Origin of the sequence: Winogradskyella rapida, from assembly GCF_042675845.1 — a bacterium.
Taxonomy (GTDB): Bacteria; Bacteroidota; Bacteroidia; order Flavobacteriales; family Flavobacteriaceae; genus Winogradskyella; species Winogradskyella rapida.
On sequence record NZ_JBHTKM010000063.1, the window covers coordinates 592,824 to 610,292 of the forward strand.

16 protein-coding genes are annotated in these 17,469 nt (G+C 35.9%); 13 read left to right on the forward strand and 3 right to left on the reverse strand.

The annotated features are described in order from the left end of the window. Nucleotides 1-3 precede the first annotated feature (3 nt). Genes lipA through ACFQ13_RS10060 form a run of 3 tightly spaced genes read left to right on the forward strand, consistent with a single transcriptional unit; the run spans nt 4 to nt 4,162 of the window. Nucleotides 4-876 (forward strand): lipoyl synthase, encoded by an 873-nt coding sequence (gene lipA, locus ACFQ13_RS10050; RefSeq protein WP_386116897.1) that lies wholly within the window; start codon nt 4-6, stop codon nt 874-876. Further along, the gene (gap, locus tag ACFQ13_RS10055) at nt 876-1,880 is read left to right on the forward strand and encodes a type I glyceraldehyde-3-phosphate dehydrogenase (RefSeq protein ID WP_386116899.1); all 1,005 of its coding nucleotides are present in this window, start codon (nt 876-878) and stop codon (nt 1,878-1,880) included. Before lipA ends, gap begins: the two co-directional genes overlap by 1 nt. A gap of 41 nt (nt 1,881-1,921) precedes the next feature. After that, the gene (locus tag ACFQ13_RS10060) at nt 1,922-4,162 is read left to right on the forward strand and encodes an ATP-binding protein (protein ID WP_386116901.1); all 2,241 of its coding nucleotides are present in this window, start codon (nt 1,922-1,924) and stop codon (nt 4,160-4,162) included. Here the strand turns inward: ACFQ13_RS10060 and lpxK are convergent. Beyond that, entirely contained in the window at nt 4,155-5,153 is a 999-nt protein-coding gene (lpxK, locus tag ACFQ13_RS10065; protein WP_386116903.1) for a tetraacyldisaccharide 4'-kinase, read from the reverse strand. The genes ACFQ13_RS10060 and lpxK overlap by 8 nt on opposite strands. A 126-nt stretch (nt 5,154-5,279) precedes the next feature. Between lpxK and ACFQ13_RS10070 the strand changes: the two genes are divergently transcribed. The 3 genes from ACFQ13_RS10070 to msrA all read left to right on the forward strand — a co-directional run bounded on the left by ACFQ13_RS10070 (nt 5,280) and on the right by msrA (nt 7,969). Further along, entirely contained in the window at nt 5,280-6,374 is a 1,095-nt protein-coding gene (locus ACFQ13_RS10070) for a Nif3-like dinuclear metal center hexameric protein (protein WP_386116905.1), read from the forward strand. Nucleotides 6,375-6,376: 2 nt separating this feature from the next. Further along, on the forward strand, nt 6,377-7,162 hold the full coding sequence (locus ACFQ13_RS10075) for a zinc ribbon domain-containing protein (RefSeq protein WP_114310575.1): 786 nt from the start codon (nt 6,377-6,379) through the stop codon (nt 7,160-7,162). A gap of 144 nt (nt 7,163-7,306) precedes the next feature. Further along, nucleotides 7,307-7,969, forward strand: coding sequence for a peptide-methionine (S)-S-oxide reductase MsrA (msrA, locus tag ACFQ13_RS10080; protein WP_386116907.1), 663 nt, complete (start codon nt 7,307-7,309; stop codon nt 7,967-7,969). A 61-nt stretch (nt 7,970-8,030) separates the two neighbouring features. Here the strand turns inward: msrA and ACFQ13_RS10085 are convergent, their stop codons facing one another. Next, nucleotides 8,031-8,828, reverse strand: a complete 798-nt coding sequence (locus ACFQ13_RS10085; protein WP_386116908.1) for a class I SAM-dependent methyltransferase — start codon at nt 8,826-8,828, stop codon at nt 8,031-8,033. A 42-nt stretch (nt 8,829-8,870) separates the two neighbouring features. Between ACFQ13_RS10085 and ACFQ13_RS10090 the strand changes: the two genes are divergently transcribed. Next, entirely contained in the window at nt 8,871-9,563 is a 693-nt protein-coding gene (locus ACFQ13_RS10090) for a hypothetical protein (protein ID WP_386116911.1), read from the forward strand. Nucleotides 9,564-9,672: 109 nt separating this feature from the next. On the opposite strand, the gene ACFQ13_RS10095 is transcribed toward ACFQ13_RS10090, so the two are convergent. Continuing rightward, a complete protein-coding gene (locus ACFQ13_RS10095; protein WP_386116914.1) occupies nt 9,673-11,076 on the reverse strand; it encodes a sensor histidine kinase in 1,404 nt (467 codons plus the stop codon). A gap of 152 nt (nt 11,077-11,228) precedes the next feature. On the opposite strand from ACFQ13_RS10095, the gene kynU reads away from it, so the two are divergent. The 6 genes from kynU to ACFQ13_RS10125 all read left to right on the forward strand — a co-directional run bounded on the left by kynU (nt 11,229) and on the right by ACFQ13_RS10125 (nt 17,469). Then, nucleotides 11,229-12,494 (forward strand): kynureninase, encoded by a 1,266-nt coding sequence (gene kynU / locus ACFQ13_RS10100; protein WP_386116917.1) that lies wholly within the window; start codon nt 11,229-11,231, stop codon nt 12,492-12,494. A 402-nt stretch (nt 12,495-12,896) separates the two neighbouring features. Further along, a complete protein-coding gene (locus tag ACFQ13_RS10105) occupies nt 12,897-14,312 on the forward strand; it encodes an FAD-dependent oxidoreductase (protein ID WP_386116919.1) in 1,416 nt (471 codons plus the stop codon). A 280-nt stretch (nt 14,313-14,592) separates the two neighbouring features. Next, nucleotides 14,593-15,027: a RidA family protein gene (locus ACFQ13_RS10110; protein ID WP_386116922.1), complete on the forward strand. Its 435-nt coding sequence runs from the start codon at nt 14,593-14,595 to the stop codon at nt 15,025-15,027. Between the two features lie 85 nt (nt 15,028-15,112). Then, entirely contained in the window at nt 15,113-15,682 is a 570-nt protein-coding gene (locus tag ACFQ13_RS10115) for a DUF4240 domain-containing protein (protein WP_386116925.1), read from the forward strand. Further along, nucleotides 15,673-17,115 (forward strand): aldehyde dehydrogenase, encoded by a 1,443-nt coding sequence (locus ACFQ13_RS10120; RefSeq protein ID WP_386116927.1) that lies wholly within the window; start codon nt 15,673-15,675, stop codon nt 17,113-17,115. Before ACFQ13_RS10115 ends, ACFQ13_RS10120 begins: the two co-directional genes overlap by 10 nt. A 36-nt stretch (nt 17,116-17,151) precedes the next feature. Beyond that, on the forward strand, nt 17,152-17,469 hold the full coding sequence (locus ACFQ13_RS10125) for a GIY-YIG nuclease family protein (protein WP_386116929.1): 318 nt from the start codon (nt 17,152-17,154) through the stop codon (nt 17,467-17,469).

Below are 17,469 nucleotides of genomic sequence, written 5' to 3' on the forward strand. Positions count from 1 at the left end.
TGCATGGAAACCACAGTTGCTTCAAATATTTTACTAGAAAGAAAACCGAAATGGTTAAGAGTAAAATTACCTACGGGCAAAAAATACACGGAACTCAGATCTTTAGTAGACAAGTATAAATTAAATACTATTTGTACCTCTGGAAGCTGTCCTAATATGGGAGAATGTTGGGGAGAAGGTACTGCAACCTTTATGATTTTAGGAAATGTTTGTACCCGATCATGTGGATTCTGTGGTGTTAAAACCGGACGTCCAGAAACGGTAGATTGGGATGAGCCAGAAAAAGTAGCACGTTCAATCAAATTAATGCAAATTAAACATGCCGTTTTAACGAGTGTTGACCGTGACGATTTAAAAGACATGGGAAGCATTATGTGGGCAGAGACTGTAAAGGCGGTTAGACGTATGAATCCTGAGACCACCTTAGAAACGCTTATCCCAGATTTTCAAGGTATTGAAAAACACATTGACCGTATTATTGATGTAGCTCCGGAAGTGGTTTCGCATAATATTGAAACCGTAAGACGTTTAACGCGTGATGTAAGAATACAAGCGAAATACGATCGTAGCCTTGGTGTTTTAAAATATTTAAAATCGCAAGGTCAACGTCGTACAAAATCAGGAATTATGCTTGGTTTAGGTGAAGAACGCGAAGAAGTGATCCAAACCCTTCACGATTTAAGAGCTAATGATGTAGATGTGGTGACTATTGGGCAATACTTACAACCTAGTAAAAAACACTTACCTGTAAAATCGTTTATCAATCCAGATCAATTTAAAGAATACGAAGACATTGGCTTAGAGTTAGGCTTTAGACATGTAGAAAGTAGTGCCCTAGTGCGATCGTCTTACAAAGCACAAAAACACATCAATTAATGATCAGAGTAGCCATCAATGGTTTTGGTAGAATAGGTCGACGTGTTTTTAGATTAGCTTTAGCGCATCCGGATATAGAAATTGTTGCTATTAATGATTTAGCGGATAGTAAAACACTAAGCCATTTACTAAAATACGACAGTATTCACGGCGTTTTAAAAGATAAGGTTTCCTTTGATGACCAACATATTATCATCAATGAAGTGGCTATTCCGTTATACAATTACACACATCCACAAGACATTAAATGGTCTGCTGTAGCACCTGATTTTGTTGTGGAATCTACTGGAAAGTTTAAAACTAAAACAGAACTGCAACACCATATAACCAATGGTGCAAAACGCGTTATATTATCAGTTCCGGCTGTAGATGACGATATTAAAACTATCGTTTTAGGTATTAATGACCAAAGTATTGATGGTAGCGAAACAATTTTATCTAACGCCTCGTGTACCACCAATAATGCCGCCCCTATGATTGCGTTAATAAAAGCGAATTTAGGAATTAAGCAAGCCTATATTACAACGATTCATTCGTACACTACCGACCAAAGCTTACACGACCAGCCTCATAAAGACTTAAGACGGGCTCGTGCTGCCGGACAATCTATAGTTCCAACAACCACTGGTGCAGCCAAAGCCTTAACCAAAATTTTTCCAGACCTCTCCGAGGTCATTGGAGGTTGTGGTATTAGAGTTCCGGTTGCCAATGGTTCTTTGACCGATATTACAATTAATGTTGAAAAACCGACATCGATTGCTGCAGTTAATTCTATTTTTAAAAACGCTTCAGAAAATGAACTTAAAGGCATTTTAGAATACACTGAAGACCCGATAGTATCAATTGACATTGTTGGAAATCCGCACTCTTGTATCTTTGATGCCCAGATGACCTCTGTGATTGGAAATATGGTTAAAATAGTTGGATGGTACGATAATGAAACGGGGTACAGTTCTAGAATTCTAAATTTAATTTGCAATATATCGGACAAAAAAGCACTTTAATCGAATAAATAATTATATTTGTTCAAATTTAAATGCGCTGAATGTCACCGATTAAACACATCATATTTGTAATTTTAGCCTGCTTTTGTAGTCTTTTGTTTGCACAACAAATAGGAGCTGATGATGACGGTATGCTCTCCATAAGACTTTTAGAACACCTCAATCAGGCCAAATTAGACAGTAATCGTGGTAAATATTATAACGCTTTAGATAATCTAGACAAAGCGTTAAATGCTTCAATTAAAATAGGCGATCAATCCCAACAAGGAAAAATTTATTTGAAAATTGCCAAAGTGCAATTCTTAGTCGGTGAGAAGGATAAAGCTAATCTTTCCATCAGCAAAGCCATGAAAATCCAACGTGAAATTGGTGATTATGGTAATTTAGCCGCCGCGTATAATATTAAAGGGGTAATGTATAGCACCCAAGAAGAATACGAGGAAGCTTTAGATTATTTTAATTCAGCAAAAACCTTATTTGAACAAGAAGGCATCGAAGAATACACCTCTGATGTTACCCTTAATGAAGCCAAGGTTTATATTGCCTTAAAACGCTACGCAGAGGCTAAGGCCGATTTAGAAAAGACCATTATCATTGCTAAAAAATACAACCAACAACGCCGTCTTAGTGGCGCGCTTATTTACAGCGGAAAAGTATTTTGTGCTATGGGCAACCTTAGAATGGCAGAGATGCAAACCGAAGAAGGTCTTGCCATTGCTCAAGAACTCAATAATTTTAGCGATGAAAATGAAGCTTACTTAACCCTTAGTGATATTCATGAAAAAAATGGCGACTATAAAAATTCGCATTTCTATATCAAGAAACACATCCACTTATCAGATTCGCTTTTAAATGTAAAGCGTCAGAATATTGCGACTGGCATTTCTAACGAATCAATTACCGACTATAAAGATGCCCAAAACGAACAACTTAAGGCCCAAATAGACGAGGTAAATGCAGAAAGTGCGTTTAGTAGAATTACAACGATATTGAGTATCGCCTTAATTACCATTTTATCCTTATTAACCTTATCCTTATATAAGAACAATAATATTAGGCTGAATACAAATACCATGCTTCATAAGAAGAATGACGAATTAATATTGGCAAAAGAAAAAGCAGAATTAGCATCTAAAACAAAGGCCAACTTCCTATCTACTGTAACCCACGAGCTAAGGACGCCATTATATGCCGTTACGGGTTTAACAAATATGCTTTTAGATGAAGACCCTAAACCGCATCAAATTCCGCATTTAAAATCTTTAAAATTTTCAGGAGATTACCTCTTAACCTTTATCAATGATATTCTTCAAATTAATAAAATTGAGGCCAATAAAGTCGAAGTAGATCCGGAACACTTTAATTTAAAACTGAAATTAGAGAATGTTATCTCTGCCTTAAGCAATTCAGCAAAAGATCAGGATACCACGATACATTTCGACTACGCCAAAGACCTCCCAGAGAATTTTATTGGAGATCAACTTAAGATTTCGCAAATCTTAATTAACCTTCTTGGTAATGCCATTAAGTTTACACAAGACGGTGATATTTGGGTAAGAACCTCTAAAATAGATCAAAACGACGATACCTATAGACTTCGTTTTGAGATTGAAGATAACGGAATTGGGATCACCAAAGAGAAGCAAGAACACATGTTTGAAAGCTTTTCTCAAGGGTCGGTACAAATTAATAGAAAATATGGCGGTACAGGTTTAGGCTTATCTATTGTTAAAGGATTAATTCAAATTCTGAAAGGAAAAATTTACCTGAAGAGTGAATTGGGTAAAGGAACCACCTTCTTTTTTGAAATCCCATTAGAGCATGATAAAACGGCCGATAAGCCAGAAGTTATAGAAGTTAAAAAAGGGAACAAGATGGAGGATTTGGATTTAAGCAATGTTAAAATTCTTATCGTAGAAGACAACAAAATAAACCAAATGATCACAAAAAAGATTCTGAATAAGATGAACTTAAATTGTGACGTTGTGGATAATGGTGAAGCTGCCGTAGAACAAGTTAAAATCGTTAAGTACGATGTGGTTCTTATGGACATTCATATGCCAGGAATTAGCGGACTAGAAGCCACTAAGATTATTAGATCTTTTGATAAGGAATTAACCATCTTTGCACTAACCGCTGTAACTTTAGAGGATAAAATGCACGAGTTTGGAGAGGCTGGTTTTGATGATATTATTTCCAAACCGTTTAAACAAGAAGACTTTGAAGACAAACTTCATGCAGCGCTTACCGGACAAAAAATAGTGTCTAGTTTCTTTAATTAACACTAGCCTTAACCACAGCATTAAACTCCGCCGCTTTGTCTAACTTAATTTCTATAGGCAGGTAAAAGAGTTTAGTTTCTAAGGTGCTATAATCTTTTAATCGCACATAGTCTTTTTCAGTAGTTATAATTAACGACTTCCCTGCTAAATTAGAAATATCAGAAGCCTTAAAATTATAGTGATCTGCAAATTCTAAATGGTCAAATTCCAGGCCTTTTTCCTTTAAAAATTGCACTAGAGGATTGGCATTTGCAATCCCTGTGACTAAGGTGAATTTTGGCAGCGTCGCCAAGTCTAAAGATCGCTCTACTGAATAGACTTCTGTGGCATAATCTACATGACTAAAAAAGAGCGATTGCTCATCTTTTAATTTCAACTTTAAACGAATCTTTTCTTTTTCAGACGCCGAAATAGAAGGATCACATTTGGTAACCACAACGACATCGGCACGTTTAGCACCCGATTTAGGCTCTCTTAAATTTCCGGTAGGCAAAACAATATCCTTATAGTATAAATTAGAATAAGCCGTTAACAAAATTGTAAAAGAAGCTTGTACTTTTCGGTGTTGGTACGCATCATCCAATAAGATGACTTCCGGAGCCTCATCAAGACCTCTTAGTTGCGCAATCCCATGTTGCCTATTGGCATCTACAGCCACTTTAATACCCTTAAATTTTCTATAAAACTGAAAAGGCTCATCTCCTATAGTATCTGCATTAGCTTGGCTATCGGCCAAAACAAAACCTTCAGTTTTTCGCTTATAACCACGACTTAGGGTCGCTATAGATTTTTCATCTTTAAGCAAGCGTATAAGATATTCTATCATTGGGGTTTTCCCGGTCCCGCCCGTACTTAAGTTTCCCACACATAGCAACGGAAAATCATAAGTCTTAGACGTTTTAATCCCCACATCATACAACCAATTTCGCAACCATGTTATGGCATAATAAATTGGAACAATAGGAAATAATATATAACGAATAATTTTCATAGCGCTGTAATCACGTGTTTTATGCTGAAAGAAGAACCATAACCAAGAGTCTTGGCTAAACTGATATTTGAATATTGATATTTCACAACAGCTAAATTATAGTATTTTTGAAACAAATATACACTTATGATTATACAAGACGTCATTAATCACTTGCACAACTTAGCCCCATTAGCTTATGCTGAAGATTTTGATAACGTAGGACTCTTAGTGGGGAATAAAAATGAGAAGGTCACAGGAGTTTTAGTAACTTTAGATACCCTTGAAGCCGTCGTTGATGAAGCCATTGAAAATCAATGCAATCTTATCGTAAGCTTCCACCCTATTATTTTTAAAGGTTTAAAAAAACTTACGGGAAAAACCTACGTAGAACGCGTTGTTATAAAAGCTATACAGCATAACATTGCCATTTTCTCCATACATACCGCATTAGACAATGCTTTTCAGGGCGTTAACGACATTATCTGTAACCAATTAGGGTTGATAAATAAGAAGGTTTTAATCCCCCAAAGCGGCACTATTAAAAAATTACAGACCTACGTCCCCAAAGCAGACGCAGAAGCCCTAAGAACGGCTTTATTTAAAACGGGTGCAGGAAGTCTAGGGCATTATGAATCGTGTAGTTTTAATATGGAAGGCCAAGGCACGTTTTTAGGCAATGCCGATGCGAATCCTATAATTGGCAAAAAAGGCGAATTACATACCGAACCTGAAACTGCAATCTCCATAACCTTCAAAAAACATCTTGAAAGTACCGTTTTACGAACACTTTTTGAGGCACATCCTTATGAAGAAGTGGCCTATGAAATTACAACCTTAGAAAATTCAAATCAACATATTGGTATTGGAATGCTTGGAGAGCTTGAACAAGAAATGCCTGCTGAAGCCTGTTTAAAGTTTATTAAAGACCAAATGCAAACCGACTGTATAAGACATACAAGCCCTTTAGATCGTCCCATAAAACGCATAGCGGTACTTGGAGGCTCTGGTAGTTTTGCAATTTCTGCGGCAATGGCTGCTAAAGCCGATCTATTTATTACCGCAGATTTAAAATATCATGATTTTTTTAGTGCCGAAAACAAGATTATTTTAGCCGATATTGGTCATTATGAAAGTGAACAGTTCACAAAATCATTTTTAGTAGACTATCTATCAAAAAAAATCACTAATTTTGCAATCATTTTATCAAAGACAAATACAAATCCGATAAAGTATTTATAATTATGGCAAAAAAAGCTGAAGTTTCTGTTGAAGAGCGATTGAGAGCACTATATGATTTACAATTAATTGACTCTAGAGTAGATGAAATAAGAAATGTCAGAGGTGAGCTTCCTTTAGAAGTTAGAGATTTAGAAGACGAAGTTGAAGGACTTAACTTAAGATTGGAAAAGCTAAATGATAGCTTAACGATTATCGACGAAGACATCAAAGGAAAGAAAAACTTAATTGAAGAAGCTAAAACTTTAATTAAGAAATACAGTGAGCAACAAAAGAATGTTAGAAATAACAGAGAATATAACTCATTGACTAAAGAAGTTGAATTTCAAGAATTAGAAATTCAATTGGCTGAAAAGCACATTAAAGAATTTAAAGTTCAGATAGAACAGAAAAAAGAAGTTATTTCTGCCACTAAAGACCGTTTAAAAGATCGTATGGCTCACTTAAAGCACAAAAAAGGCGAGCTTAACGAAATTTTAAAAGAAACGGAAAAAGAAGAAGAGGCTTTAAAATTAAAGTCTGAAGATTATCAAAAGAAAATTGACGATCGTTTAGTAAAAGCTTACCAGAGAATTAGAAATAATGTGAAGAATGGTTTAGCGGTTGTAGCGATAGAACGTGGTGCTTCTGGTGGATCTTTCTTTACTATTCCTCCACAAGTGCAAGTAGAAATTGCATCTCGTAAAAAAGTTATTACTGATGAGCACAGTGGTCGTATCTTAGTCGATGCTGAATTAGCAGAAGAAGAAAAAGTAAAAATGAACAAATTATTCGCTAAACTTAGCAAGTAATTTTTCAATTTCATATAAAAAAGCCTTTGCCAACGCAAAGGCTTTTTTTATACCCTATGGTCAACTAAAGGTCTTAACGTAATTTTATAAATATCTGTATTAAGGTTTTGTAATTTCACACGACTAAGCCTTAAAATTTAAAAGATGACCAAATTTCTCTCTATTCTAACCATCAGCTTACTTTTTAGCTGTCATAACCAAGCCCAAGTCAACCCAAAACAACAAGCAGTAATCAATGCAGACCCTGTTGAAGTTCCCCTCCAAGACGGAAAGGCAAGAGCCTATTTTGCGAGTGGTTGTTTTTGGTGTGTTGAAGCGGTCTATGAAAGTGTAAAAGGTGTTGAAGAATCTATTTCTGGCTATGCCGGAGGGTTTACAGAAAACCCAACTTACGCCGCTAGTAACACCGGAAAAACAGGACATGCCGAGACTGTAGAGATTATCTACGATCCAGAGCTTGTTAGTTTTTCAGAACTTGTTGATGTGTATTTTGGCTCTCAAAATCCAACCCAAGTTAATGGTCAAGGACCAGATCACGGATCGCAATACCGCTCTATAATATTTTATCAAAATAAAGAACAGAAACAAATTATTGAGCAAAAGAAAGCAAGCTTAGCAAAGAAGCTTGATGCTCCTATTGCCGCCGAAGTTTATCCTTTCCAGAAATTCTGGCTGGCCGAAGATTATCATCAAAACTATGAGCGTCTGCATCCAGAAAACCCTTATATACAAAAGGTATCGATTCCGAGACTACAGAAATTTAAATCTAAATTTCCAGCATTGCTAAAAGATAAGACGCAACATTAACCCCAAAAGCCTACAACGTTTCAAACTCTTGTAGGCTTTTTATCTTCAACCTAAGGTCGCGTTATTTACGAGCCTTAATTTCAAAAATAAACGGAAATAAAGGCGATTTAGCTCTATACATCCCCGAAGCATTTGGTACTAAATCGGGAAAAATATCATAAGGCGTTTCATCATATTCCTTAAAACTTTCAATTTTTAAGCCTGCTTCAATTAAGGCGTTTACTACCGAACTTAAACTGTGGTTCCAACCGTATTCTTTACTTATCATTTCCGAAGTTTTATCAGCGTACGTCCCTTTATATTCTTCGTAAATAACCTGCTCTTGACTGTAAGGATAGTTCATCTCCATACGGCCATTGACCTCCTCAAACATCCAAACTATAGGGTGGAATTCTACCATGTAAAAGGTACCTCCTGGTTTTAATCGTTCTGAAATCATCTTAGCCCAAGGTTTTAAATCGGGCAGCCAACCTATAACGCCATAACTTGTAAATACCACATCAAAGGTCTCGGAAATATGTGCTGAAGTGTCTAAAACATTACAACATACAAATTTTGCATCTTGCTGAAGTTCGGCATTCAAGCTTCTAGCCAATTCAATACCGGTTTCACTAAGGTCCACTCCAACACATTTTGCGCCCATTCGACTCCAACTTAAAGTATCTTGACCAAAATGGCATTGTAAATGCAATAAGGATTTTCCTTCTACATCGCCTAAAGCGTTGAGCTCATAAGGTTTTAAAGAACTTTCTCCGTCTTTAAAGGCTTCAAGATTATAAAAATCACTCTTCGCATGGATATTCACCTTTTTATTCCAAGTGGCTTTATTAACTTCAAAATAATTAGTCCAATCACTCATGGTTATTTAATTTTATATCACAATCAAAAAAACAACGTTTTAATGAAGTCATTTTATATCAGTATGGTTTGTTTATGCTTTTTGTTGAGCTGCAAGTCAGATAAAAAACAAACCGCAGAACCTGTACAAGTTAAGCAAGAATTAACAACGGCACAAAAAATTGCTCATGCTCATGGTTTTGAACATTGGCCAAAGGTCTCTAAAGTTCAATTTACCTTTCAGGTTGACAAGGACACGGTAAAAGGTAAAGGTCGCGCTTGGACCTGGTACCCTAAGGAACACCGTGTTATTTTAAAAACAGCACAAGACACTGTAGATTATGTCCGTAAGGAGGTCGATAGTACGTATAAAGCAGCCGACCAAGCTTTTATTAACGACAAGTTTTGGTTATTCATACCATTTCAATTGGTGTGGGATACAACCGCTGAGCTCTCAGAACCTAAAACAGCCACTGCACCGATAAGTAAAACGCCATTAAACATGATAACACTGACCTATCCTGAAGTGGGCGGATATACCCCTGGAGATGCCTATGACATCTATTATAACAATGACTACATCATTAAAGAATGGACTTTTAGAAAAGGAAATAGCAAGGAACCAACCTTATCAACCACTTTTGAAACATTACAAGATTATGAGGGCATTAAAATTGCTAAAGATCACAAGCAAGAAGGCGGCTTATGGAATCTTAATTTTACAGATGTCAGTATAACTTTGGACAACAAGAATTAACCGCTTACTTTTGCGGCCTATAATGTAAGTTTCACGCTATAGTAACCACTAAAAGCGTATAGCTTACATTTTCCGCCAAATGGCGTCTATATATAAAAAGCACTTCATTCTATTCAGATTGAGGTGCTTTCTCTTTTAAATCCATATCAATTTCAAACAAAAAGGAAGTACCTTCTCCGTAATGACTTTCTAATTCTAATTGCCCACCTAACATTTCAATAAAAGCTTTAGAAATTGATAAGCCAATACCAGAACCATGGAGCGCATCTTTGTTTAAAACATCAACCTGATAAAAGGTATTAAAAATGGATTCTAATTTATCTTTAGGAACGCCAATTCCGGTATCATTAAGTATAAAATTTAATTGAGAGGTTTCGATGTTCACATTGCAATTAAGAATAATATGACCGCCTTCTTCGGTATATTTTATCGCATTTTCCATTAAATGTTTTAAAACGTCCGTAAACTTACCTTGGTCAGAATTAATCATCTGATCCTTATTAGCGATAAAATTATTTAAGGTTAACTTAATCTGTTTGGCTTTAGCTTCTGCCAAAAACGAGGTAAAAATAGAATCGATAACCGCATTAACATTAAAATTTGTAATGCTCAAGGTCATTAGGCCAGTTTCTATTTTAGAGATATTCAAAATATCCGTCATTACATCTAGGAGCTCTTGCCCATTACCTTCAATAATACTTACGTATTCTTTAAACTCTTCATCATCGGTATTGTAAGATTTTAAAAGGTCCGCACAACCAAGAATACCATACATGGGTGTTCTAATTTCATGACTCATATTAGCCAAAAAGGCCGTTTTCAATTGATCGGACTGCTCTGCCTTTTCTTTAGCTTTAATAACATTTTCATGTTTTATAACTAAAGCCTCCTGTAAAGAATTTTCTTTTAAAAGGGCATTATGCAAATGCTGTACTAAAAATGAAACTGAAAAAACCGCCATAAGGATGAACAGAATATTATTGACAAATACAATAATAATGACCTGTATTTGTTCATCTTGAAACACTTTAAAGTCAAAGATTTTAAAATAGACGCTCAGCGCGATAAGGAAATAAACTAAAGCTGCGGCTAAGGCCGTATTTACTCCTGATTTTCGTCCACTAAAAAGTGTTACCAATACACACAACATAAAGAGTATCAAACCGCTACTACTTTTAAGCCCAGTATGAAGCACCAGAGCAAAGGACAATACAAACAAATTAGCCGCAAAGACTACTTTTTTTGTATTCAAACTCATTTTATTATTAAAAAATAAAAACGCAATTAATGAAATCGCAATGGTATCGACATAAAAGACAAAAGGCTTGTCTAAAATTAAGGCCGTAATAGCACTAGGTATATAAGAAATAACCCCTAGCGGAAGAATTAATATTAATATTGATACAAATAATTTATTTCTAAAATAAGCCAACTCATCCTGCCCATCTTCTTTTGAGAAACGACTATATTTAATATACCATTGGTGATATGCAGACCAAAGCCTCTTTAGCATAAGAAATTAATTGTAGTTACTAAACTAAACAGAAAAACTCTTTTAAACTATTTATTTTTGAGATATTCTTAAGAATTTTCAGCAAATTATCAATTTCATAAAATATCATTTAAATATCTTATTTTTGTTAACAACCGAAAAACCCACGAACTTTGTCCGATTATAAATTAGGTCTTGACTATGCAAAAGCACAAGACAACTTAGATGAATTATCTGCATATAAACAACAATTTCACATCCCTAAAGACGCCGATGGCAAAGCGCTTATTTACCTCTGCGGAAATTCTTTAGGCTTACAACCAAAATCAACGAAAGCCTACATCAATCAAGAATTAGAAGATTGGGCAAATCTTGGTGTTGAAGGCCATACGGAAGCTAAAAACCCATGGTTACCTTATCATGAATTTTTAACCGAAGCTACCGCTAAATTAGTCGGAGCTAAACCTATTGAGGTGGTTACCATGAACTCCTTAACGGCCAACTTGCATTTTATGATGGCGTCGTTTTATAAACCAACTAAAGAACGCTATAAAATCCTAATTGAAAGTGATGCCTTTCCGTCAGATAAGTATGCGGTTGAATCACAATTAAGACATCATGGTTTCGATGATAAAGACGGTTTAATTCTATGGTCACCTAGAGAAGGAGAAGAATTATTACGTAATGAAGATTTAGAAGCTATTCTCAAAGCACATGGTTCTGAAATTGCCCTCATTATGGTGGGTGGCGTTAATTATTATACCGGTCAATTTTTAGACTTTAAACGCATTACAACGCTAGGACATCAACATGGATGTAAAGTAGGCTTTGATTGTGCTCATGGCGCAGGAAATGTCGATTTAGATCTGCATAACTCAGGAGCCGATTTCGCGGTTTGGTGTACCTATAAATACATGAATTCAGGCCCTGGCAGTTTATCGGGTTGCTTTGTTCATGACCGCCATGCTTATGATAAAGACCTTAACCGATTTACAGGTTGGTGGAGCCACAATAAAGATACACGTTTTAACATGCGACACGAATTTGATGTTTTACCAGGAGCCGAAGGTTGGCAATTGAGTAATCCACCAATTTTGTCCATGGCAGCCATTAGAGCGTCTTTAGATATTTTTAATGAAGTTGGCCTTGAAAAACTAATTAAGAAATCGAAAAAACTTACGGGTTATTTTGAGTTTCTACTGAAAGACTTAGGTGAAGATACCATTAGAATTATCACCCCAGAAAACCCTGAGGAACGTGGATGCCAACTCTCTATTCAGGTTTTAAACGCCGATAAAGCTTTACACGACAAATTAACCGAAGCCGGTGTTATTAGCGATTGGCGAGAGCCCGACGTGATCCGTTGCGCACCAACACCGTTGTATAATTCTTATGAAGATGTGTATAATATGGTTGAAGAATTAAAAGCCTTGTTATGAAAACAGTTTGGTCTATTATTTAAAATGAAAACAGGCTTCTATCCCTTAAAAAGAAATCAGAAATCAGTTTTTTTGAATATCATATCTTAGGCCTGTTATCTTTTTTTACGCGTAAAGGGCATGACTATTTTATAATAACAGACCAACGGATTGTCTATCTAATAAAAGATGAGCTCATAAAACATGTAGAATTTCAAAGTTTTGAAAGTATTCAATTTAATTCTAATAACAACAACTTAAGTTTTAAGAATCTTAAAGGACAAACGGAAATCATTAATCTAAATAAGTTTAGACCGTCTTATGAAGACATTCAGATCATAAAGCAAAAATTACATCCATCTAATACGGCATCAAAAACACTTTAATCCTAATCGATAAGATCTAACCCATTTTAATTTTACCATGGCAAACAATAACAAACTTAATAACCAACAGAACATCCTTATCATTGGTGCCGGGCTTTGCGGAAGCTTATTGGCCCTTAGATTAGGACAAAGAGGATTCCATGTTACCGTTTATGAGATGCGCCCAGATTTAAGAAAAACCGATATTTCTGCGGGACGCTCTATTAATTTGGCCTTTTCAGATCGCGGTAATAAAGCCATGAAACTTGTAGGGTTAGAAGACAAAGTAAAGGAATTATGCATTCCGATGAATGGACGCATGATTCACGATAAAGAAGGCCAAACCTTTTTATCCAATTACAGCGGAAGAGATTACGAATACATTAATTCCATTTCTAGAGGGGAGCTGAATAGTTTACTCTTAACCGAAGCCGAAAAACATGAAAACGTTACCATACATTTCAATAAAAAATGTAAGTCTGTAGATTTTGAAAACACCACCGCTTTATTTCAAGATTACAATACTAAAGACGAATTTGTAGAAGATGCCGATTGTATTATCGCCACAGATGGTGCTGGCTCGGCCCTCAGAAAAAGCTATTATTTAGGCAAAAAGTTCTTATTCAGTTTCTCACAAGATTATTTAAGTCATGGTTATAAAGAACTAAGCATTTTACCTACAGAAACTGGCGACTATAAAACCTATAAAAACGCCTTACACATCTGGCCAAGAAGCAGTTTCATGCTGATTGCATTACCTAATTTAGATGGCAGTTTTACGGTCACCCTATTTTTAAGTTATGCGGAGGGCGAGTACAATTTTAATAATCTAACCACACCAGAATTGGTAACAGCATTCTTCCAAAAAGAATTTCCTGATGCCTTAGCTATTATGCCGAATTTGGTTGATGATTTTTTCGAAAACCCAACAGCTGCTTTAGGCACCGTAAAATGTTCTCCTTGGCATTATAAAGGCAATACCTTACTAATGGGGGATTCTGCCCATGCTATTGTCCCTTTTTACGGACAAGGGATGAACGCCTCTTTTGAAGATGTTGTTGAATTTGATAAGGTGCTCAACCAAAATCTAGACAGTTGGGAAGCCACGTTTGAAACCTACGAGAAAAACAGAAAGAAAGATACCGATGCTATTGCCGATTTAGCCATCGATAATTTCCACGAAATGAAAGGTCATGTGGCCAATCCTATTTTTCAAGAAAAACGAAAAATTGAAATGGCCCTGGAAAAAGAATTTCCTAATCAGTATTCTTCAAAATATAGTTTGGTTACTTTTAATGAAAACATAGGGTATAGACAAGCCATGTTACAAGGAAGAGCACAAGACAAGGCGATTTTAAATATGTTAACCGATAAAGTGATTTCATCAGAAGACAATTTGAAAGATATTTTAGACAAAGTAAATGCCGGAACTGAAGCTATTTTAGAAGATGATAGGATTGCGGGATTGTATTAGTTGTTAGCTGTTAGTTGTTAGTTGTTAGTTGTTAGTTGTTAGCAAAGATTAAAATATAACTCGGGAAGAAAACAAAAATCAACAAAAGTTAATATCCCAAATCAATTCAGAGAATTGAACATCAAAATTCAGAAATAATGAGGGAAGGAATGAAGATGCGAAGCGAAGCTTCAACCACGAAATTCCGAGAGCGAGTGTTCCGAAGGAATTTCCTATATTTTGATTGTGATTTTTGGTTCGTTTGCATCAAGGCAAATGAACAGAATAAAAAAAATAAAACATGAGTAAAACAAATGATAAGATTCCTGCTTCTACAGGAACAGGAGTAACACCAAGAGGCGCCTACCCACACGTCAAACAAGTAGGCGATTTCATTTTCGTTTCAGGTACGAGTTCTAGACGTGCAGACAACACGATCGCAGGTGTAGACATCATTGACGAGATGGGAACAAAACGCCTAAACGCCTACACACAAACCCAAGAAGTTCTAAAAAACATCGATAAGAACCTTCAAAAAGTAGGTGCAAGCTTAAAAGATGTCGTAGATGTCACCTCATTTTTAGTCAATATGAATGACTTTGCAGACTATAATAAAGCCTACGGAGAATTCTTTGAAAAAGAAACCGGACCAACTAGAACAACCGTTGCGGTACATCAGTTACCACATCCAGATTTGGTGGTTGAGATAAAGGTAGTGGCGTATAAGAAATCGTAAACTGAAATTTATTAGTCTAATATTTTTCATACTAACATTCTGTGCATGTTCAGGGCAAAAAAGTGAAACCAAAAAAGAAATAAAAATGATTGATACTTCTAACTTACATAAAGTTTCTGAAATGTTAGACCAAGACCTTTTTTGGACAATAGTTGATAAATCTATCAAAGAATCTACAAGTCCAGAAGAACAGGAACAAAAATTAATCAAAGAAATATCAAAGCTTTCACTCAAAGAAATTATTGGTTTTAGATTAAGAACAGACAAACTACTTTATGACACTTACAATTCTGAAATGTGGTGTGCTGGTTACATCATGAATCAAGGCTGTTCGGATGATGGTTTTGAATATTTCCGAAATTGGATTATTTCTAGAGGTAAAGACGTTTTTTATAATGCAAAATCAAATCCAGATTCTCTAATAAGCGAAATAGAACATCAAGTTTATGGCTTTTATGAATTTGAAAGTTTTTGGTATGTTGCTTTAGAGGCTTTCAATATAAAAACTGGTAAAGACCTTTATGATTATATCGATAATGACACCTTTAAAACAAATGAAGGCCATTATCCCCGGTTCGAGTTTACATGGAAAGAAGATGAACCTGAGACTATGAAGAGTATTTGTCCAAATCTATATTCTAAATTATGGAATTAATCAAAAACTACATCAACGGCAATTTCCAAAATCCAATTCAAGACCACTGGATAGACAACTACAATCCATCTAATGGAGCGATTTACGGACAAATCCCTAATTCAACAAAAGAAGATGTTGAAAAAGCATACAAAGCAGCAAAATCTGCTTTTCCAACTTGGAGTAAAACGACGCTAGAAGAACGCAGTAGAATCCTCATTAAAATTTCAGAATTATTAGAAGCGAATTTAGACCGTTTTGCCGAAGCCGAAAGTAAAGACAACGGCAAACCTATAAGCTTAGCAAAAGCCGTAGATATTCCACGAGCAGCAAGTAACTTTAGATTTTTTGGGAATGCCATAACGCAATTCGCCAGTGAAAATCATGAGTCTGTGGGTCAAAACGCCATAAATTATACCTTGCGTCAACCCATTGGTGTAGTCGGCTGTATTTCACCTTGGAACCTTCCCCTCTATTTATTCACCTGGAAAATCGCACCTGCATTAGCTGCAGGAAATTGTGTAGTCGCCAAACCTAGTGAAGTTACACCAATGACGGCGTATTTATTAGGCGAAGTTTGTAACGAAGCAGGTTTACCAAAAGGCGTCTTAAATATCGTTCACGGATTAGGCACCAGCACAGGACAAGCCATTATTGAACACCCAGACATAAAAGCGATTTCCTTTACAGGAGGTACAGCAACAGGCGCACATATTGCCAAAGTCGCCGCACCAATGTTCAAAAAGCTATCTTTAGAATTAGGTGGAAAAAATCCGAATATCATTTTTGCCGATTGCGATTACGAGGATATGTTGAACACCACAGTTCGTTCGTCATTTGCGAATCAAGGACAAATCTGTTTATGCGGGAGTCGCATTTTCGTGGAAGCGTCACTTTATGAAAAATTCAAGAAAGACTTCGTCGAGAAAGTCAAACAACTTAAAGTCGGGCATCCTTCCGAAGCAGACACTAATATTGGCGCCTTGGTGTCCAAACCGCATCTTGAAAAAGTAAAAGAATACATCAACATTGCGAAAACAGAAAATGGAACTGTACTTTGTGGAGGCAATGAAGTGACTGTAACAGGTTTTGAAAACGGTTATTATTTAGAACCAACGGTTATTGAAGTCCCTAATGACAATTGCCGTGTAAACCAAGAAGAAATTTTTGGACCTGTAGTAACCCTAATGCCTTTCAACACCGAAGAAGACGTTTTAGAAATGGCCAATAAAGTTAAATACGGACTTTCAGCCACCTTATGGACCAACAATTTAAAACGTACCCTGACATTAAGTAACCAACTTCAAGCAGGCATTGTTTGGGTAAATACGTGGATGATGCGCGACTTAAGAACGCCATTTGGAGGTGTAAAAGCTTCAGGTGTAGGACGTGAAGGTGGTTTTGAAGCCTTGCGCTTTTTTACGGAAGCTAAGAATGTTTGTATAAAATATTAGTTAAATGTCACCTCGAGCGCAGTCGAGAGGTCGCTTATGAAAACCTATTATGTTTACATATTACAATGCTCAGACAACCTCACTTATACGGGGGTAACAAATGATATTTCAAGACGTTTTGGAGAACATCAAAAAGGATTAAACAAAAATTGTTTCACATATAAAAGAAGACCTTTAAAATTAATATTTCATCAAGAATTTAACGATATTGAACAAGCAATATTCTTTGAAAAGAAAATAAAAAAATGGAGCGCAAAGAAAAAATATGCTTTAGCTAAAGGCGATTATGATTTGTTACAAAGTCTATCTGAATGCAGAAATTCATCACATTCAAATTATAATCCCGAAAACTAA

Bases quoted from the DNA above. Each gene is read 5' to 3' on its own strand.
- ACFQ13_RS10070 (WP_386116905.1), top strand. From the start codon at position 5,280: ATGATTATACAAGACGTCATTAATCACTTGCACAACTTAGCCCCATTA.
- ACFQ13_RS10110 (WP_386116922.1), top strand. From the start codon at position 14,593: ATGAGTAAAACAAATGATAAGATTCCTGCTTCTACAGGAACAGGAGTA.
- ACFQ13_RS10060 (WP_386116901.1), top strand. From the start codon at position 1,922: ATGTCACCGATTAAACACATCATATTTGTAATTTTAGCCTGCTTTTGT.
- msrA (WP_386116907.1), top strand. From the start codon at position 7,307: ATGACCAAATTTCTCTCTATTCTAACCATCAGCTTACTTTTTAGCTGT.
- lpxK (WP_386116903.1), bottom strand. From the start codon at position 5,153: ATGAAAATTATTCGTTATATATTATTTCCTATTGTTCCAATTTATTAT.
- ACFQ13_RS10105 (WP_386116919.1), top strand. From the start codon at position 12,897: ATGGCAAACAATAACAAACTTAATAACCAACAGAACATCCTTATCATT.
- lipA (WP_386116897.1), top strand. From the start codon at position 4: ATGGAAACCACAGTTGCTTCAAATATTTTACTAGAAAGAAAACCGAAA.
- ACFQ13_RS10095 (WP_386116914.1), bottom strand. From the start codon at position 11,076: ATGCTAAAGAGGCTTTGGTCTGCATATCACCAATGGTATATTAAATAT.
- ACFQ13_RS10125 (WP_386116929.1), top strand. From the start codon at position 17,152: ATGAAAACCTATTATGTTTACATATTACAATGCTCAGACAACCTCACT.
- ACFQ13_RS10090 (WP_386116911.1), top strand. From the start codon at position 8,871: ATGAAGTCATTTTATATCAGTATGGTTTGTTTATGCTTTTTGTTGAGC.
- ACFQ13_RS10085 (WP_386116908.1), bottom strand. From the start codon at position 8,828: ATGAGTGATTGGACTAATTATTTTGAAGTTAATAAAGCCACTTGGAAT.
- gap (WP_386116899.1), top strand. From the start codon at position 876: ATGATCAGAGTAGCCATCAATGGTTTTGGTAGAATAGGTCGACGTGTT.
- ACFQ13_RS10115 (WP_386116925.1), top strand. From the start codon at position 15,113: ATGATTGATACTTCTAACTTACATAAAGTTTCTGAAATGTTAGACCAA.
- ACFQ13_RS10120 (WP_386116927.1), top strand. From the start codon at position 15,673: ATGGAATTAATCAAAAACTACATCAACGGCAATTTCCAAAATCCAATT.
- ACFQ13_RS10075 (WP_114310575.1), top strand. From the start codon at position 6,377: ATGGCAAAAAAAGCTGAAGTTTCTGTTGAAGAGCGATTGAGAGCACTA.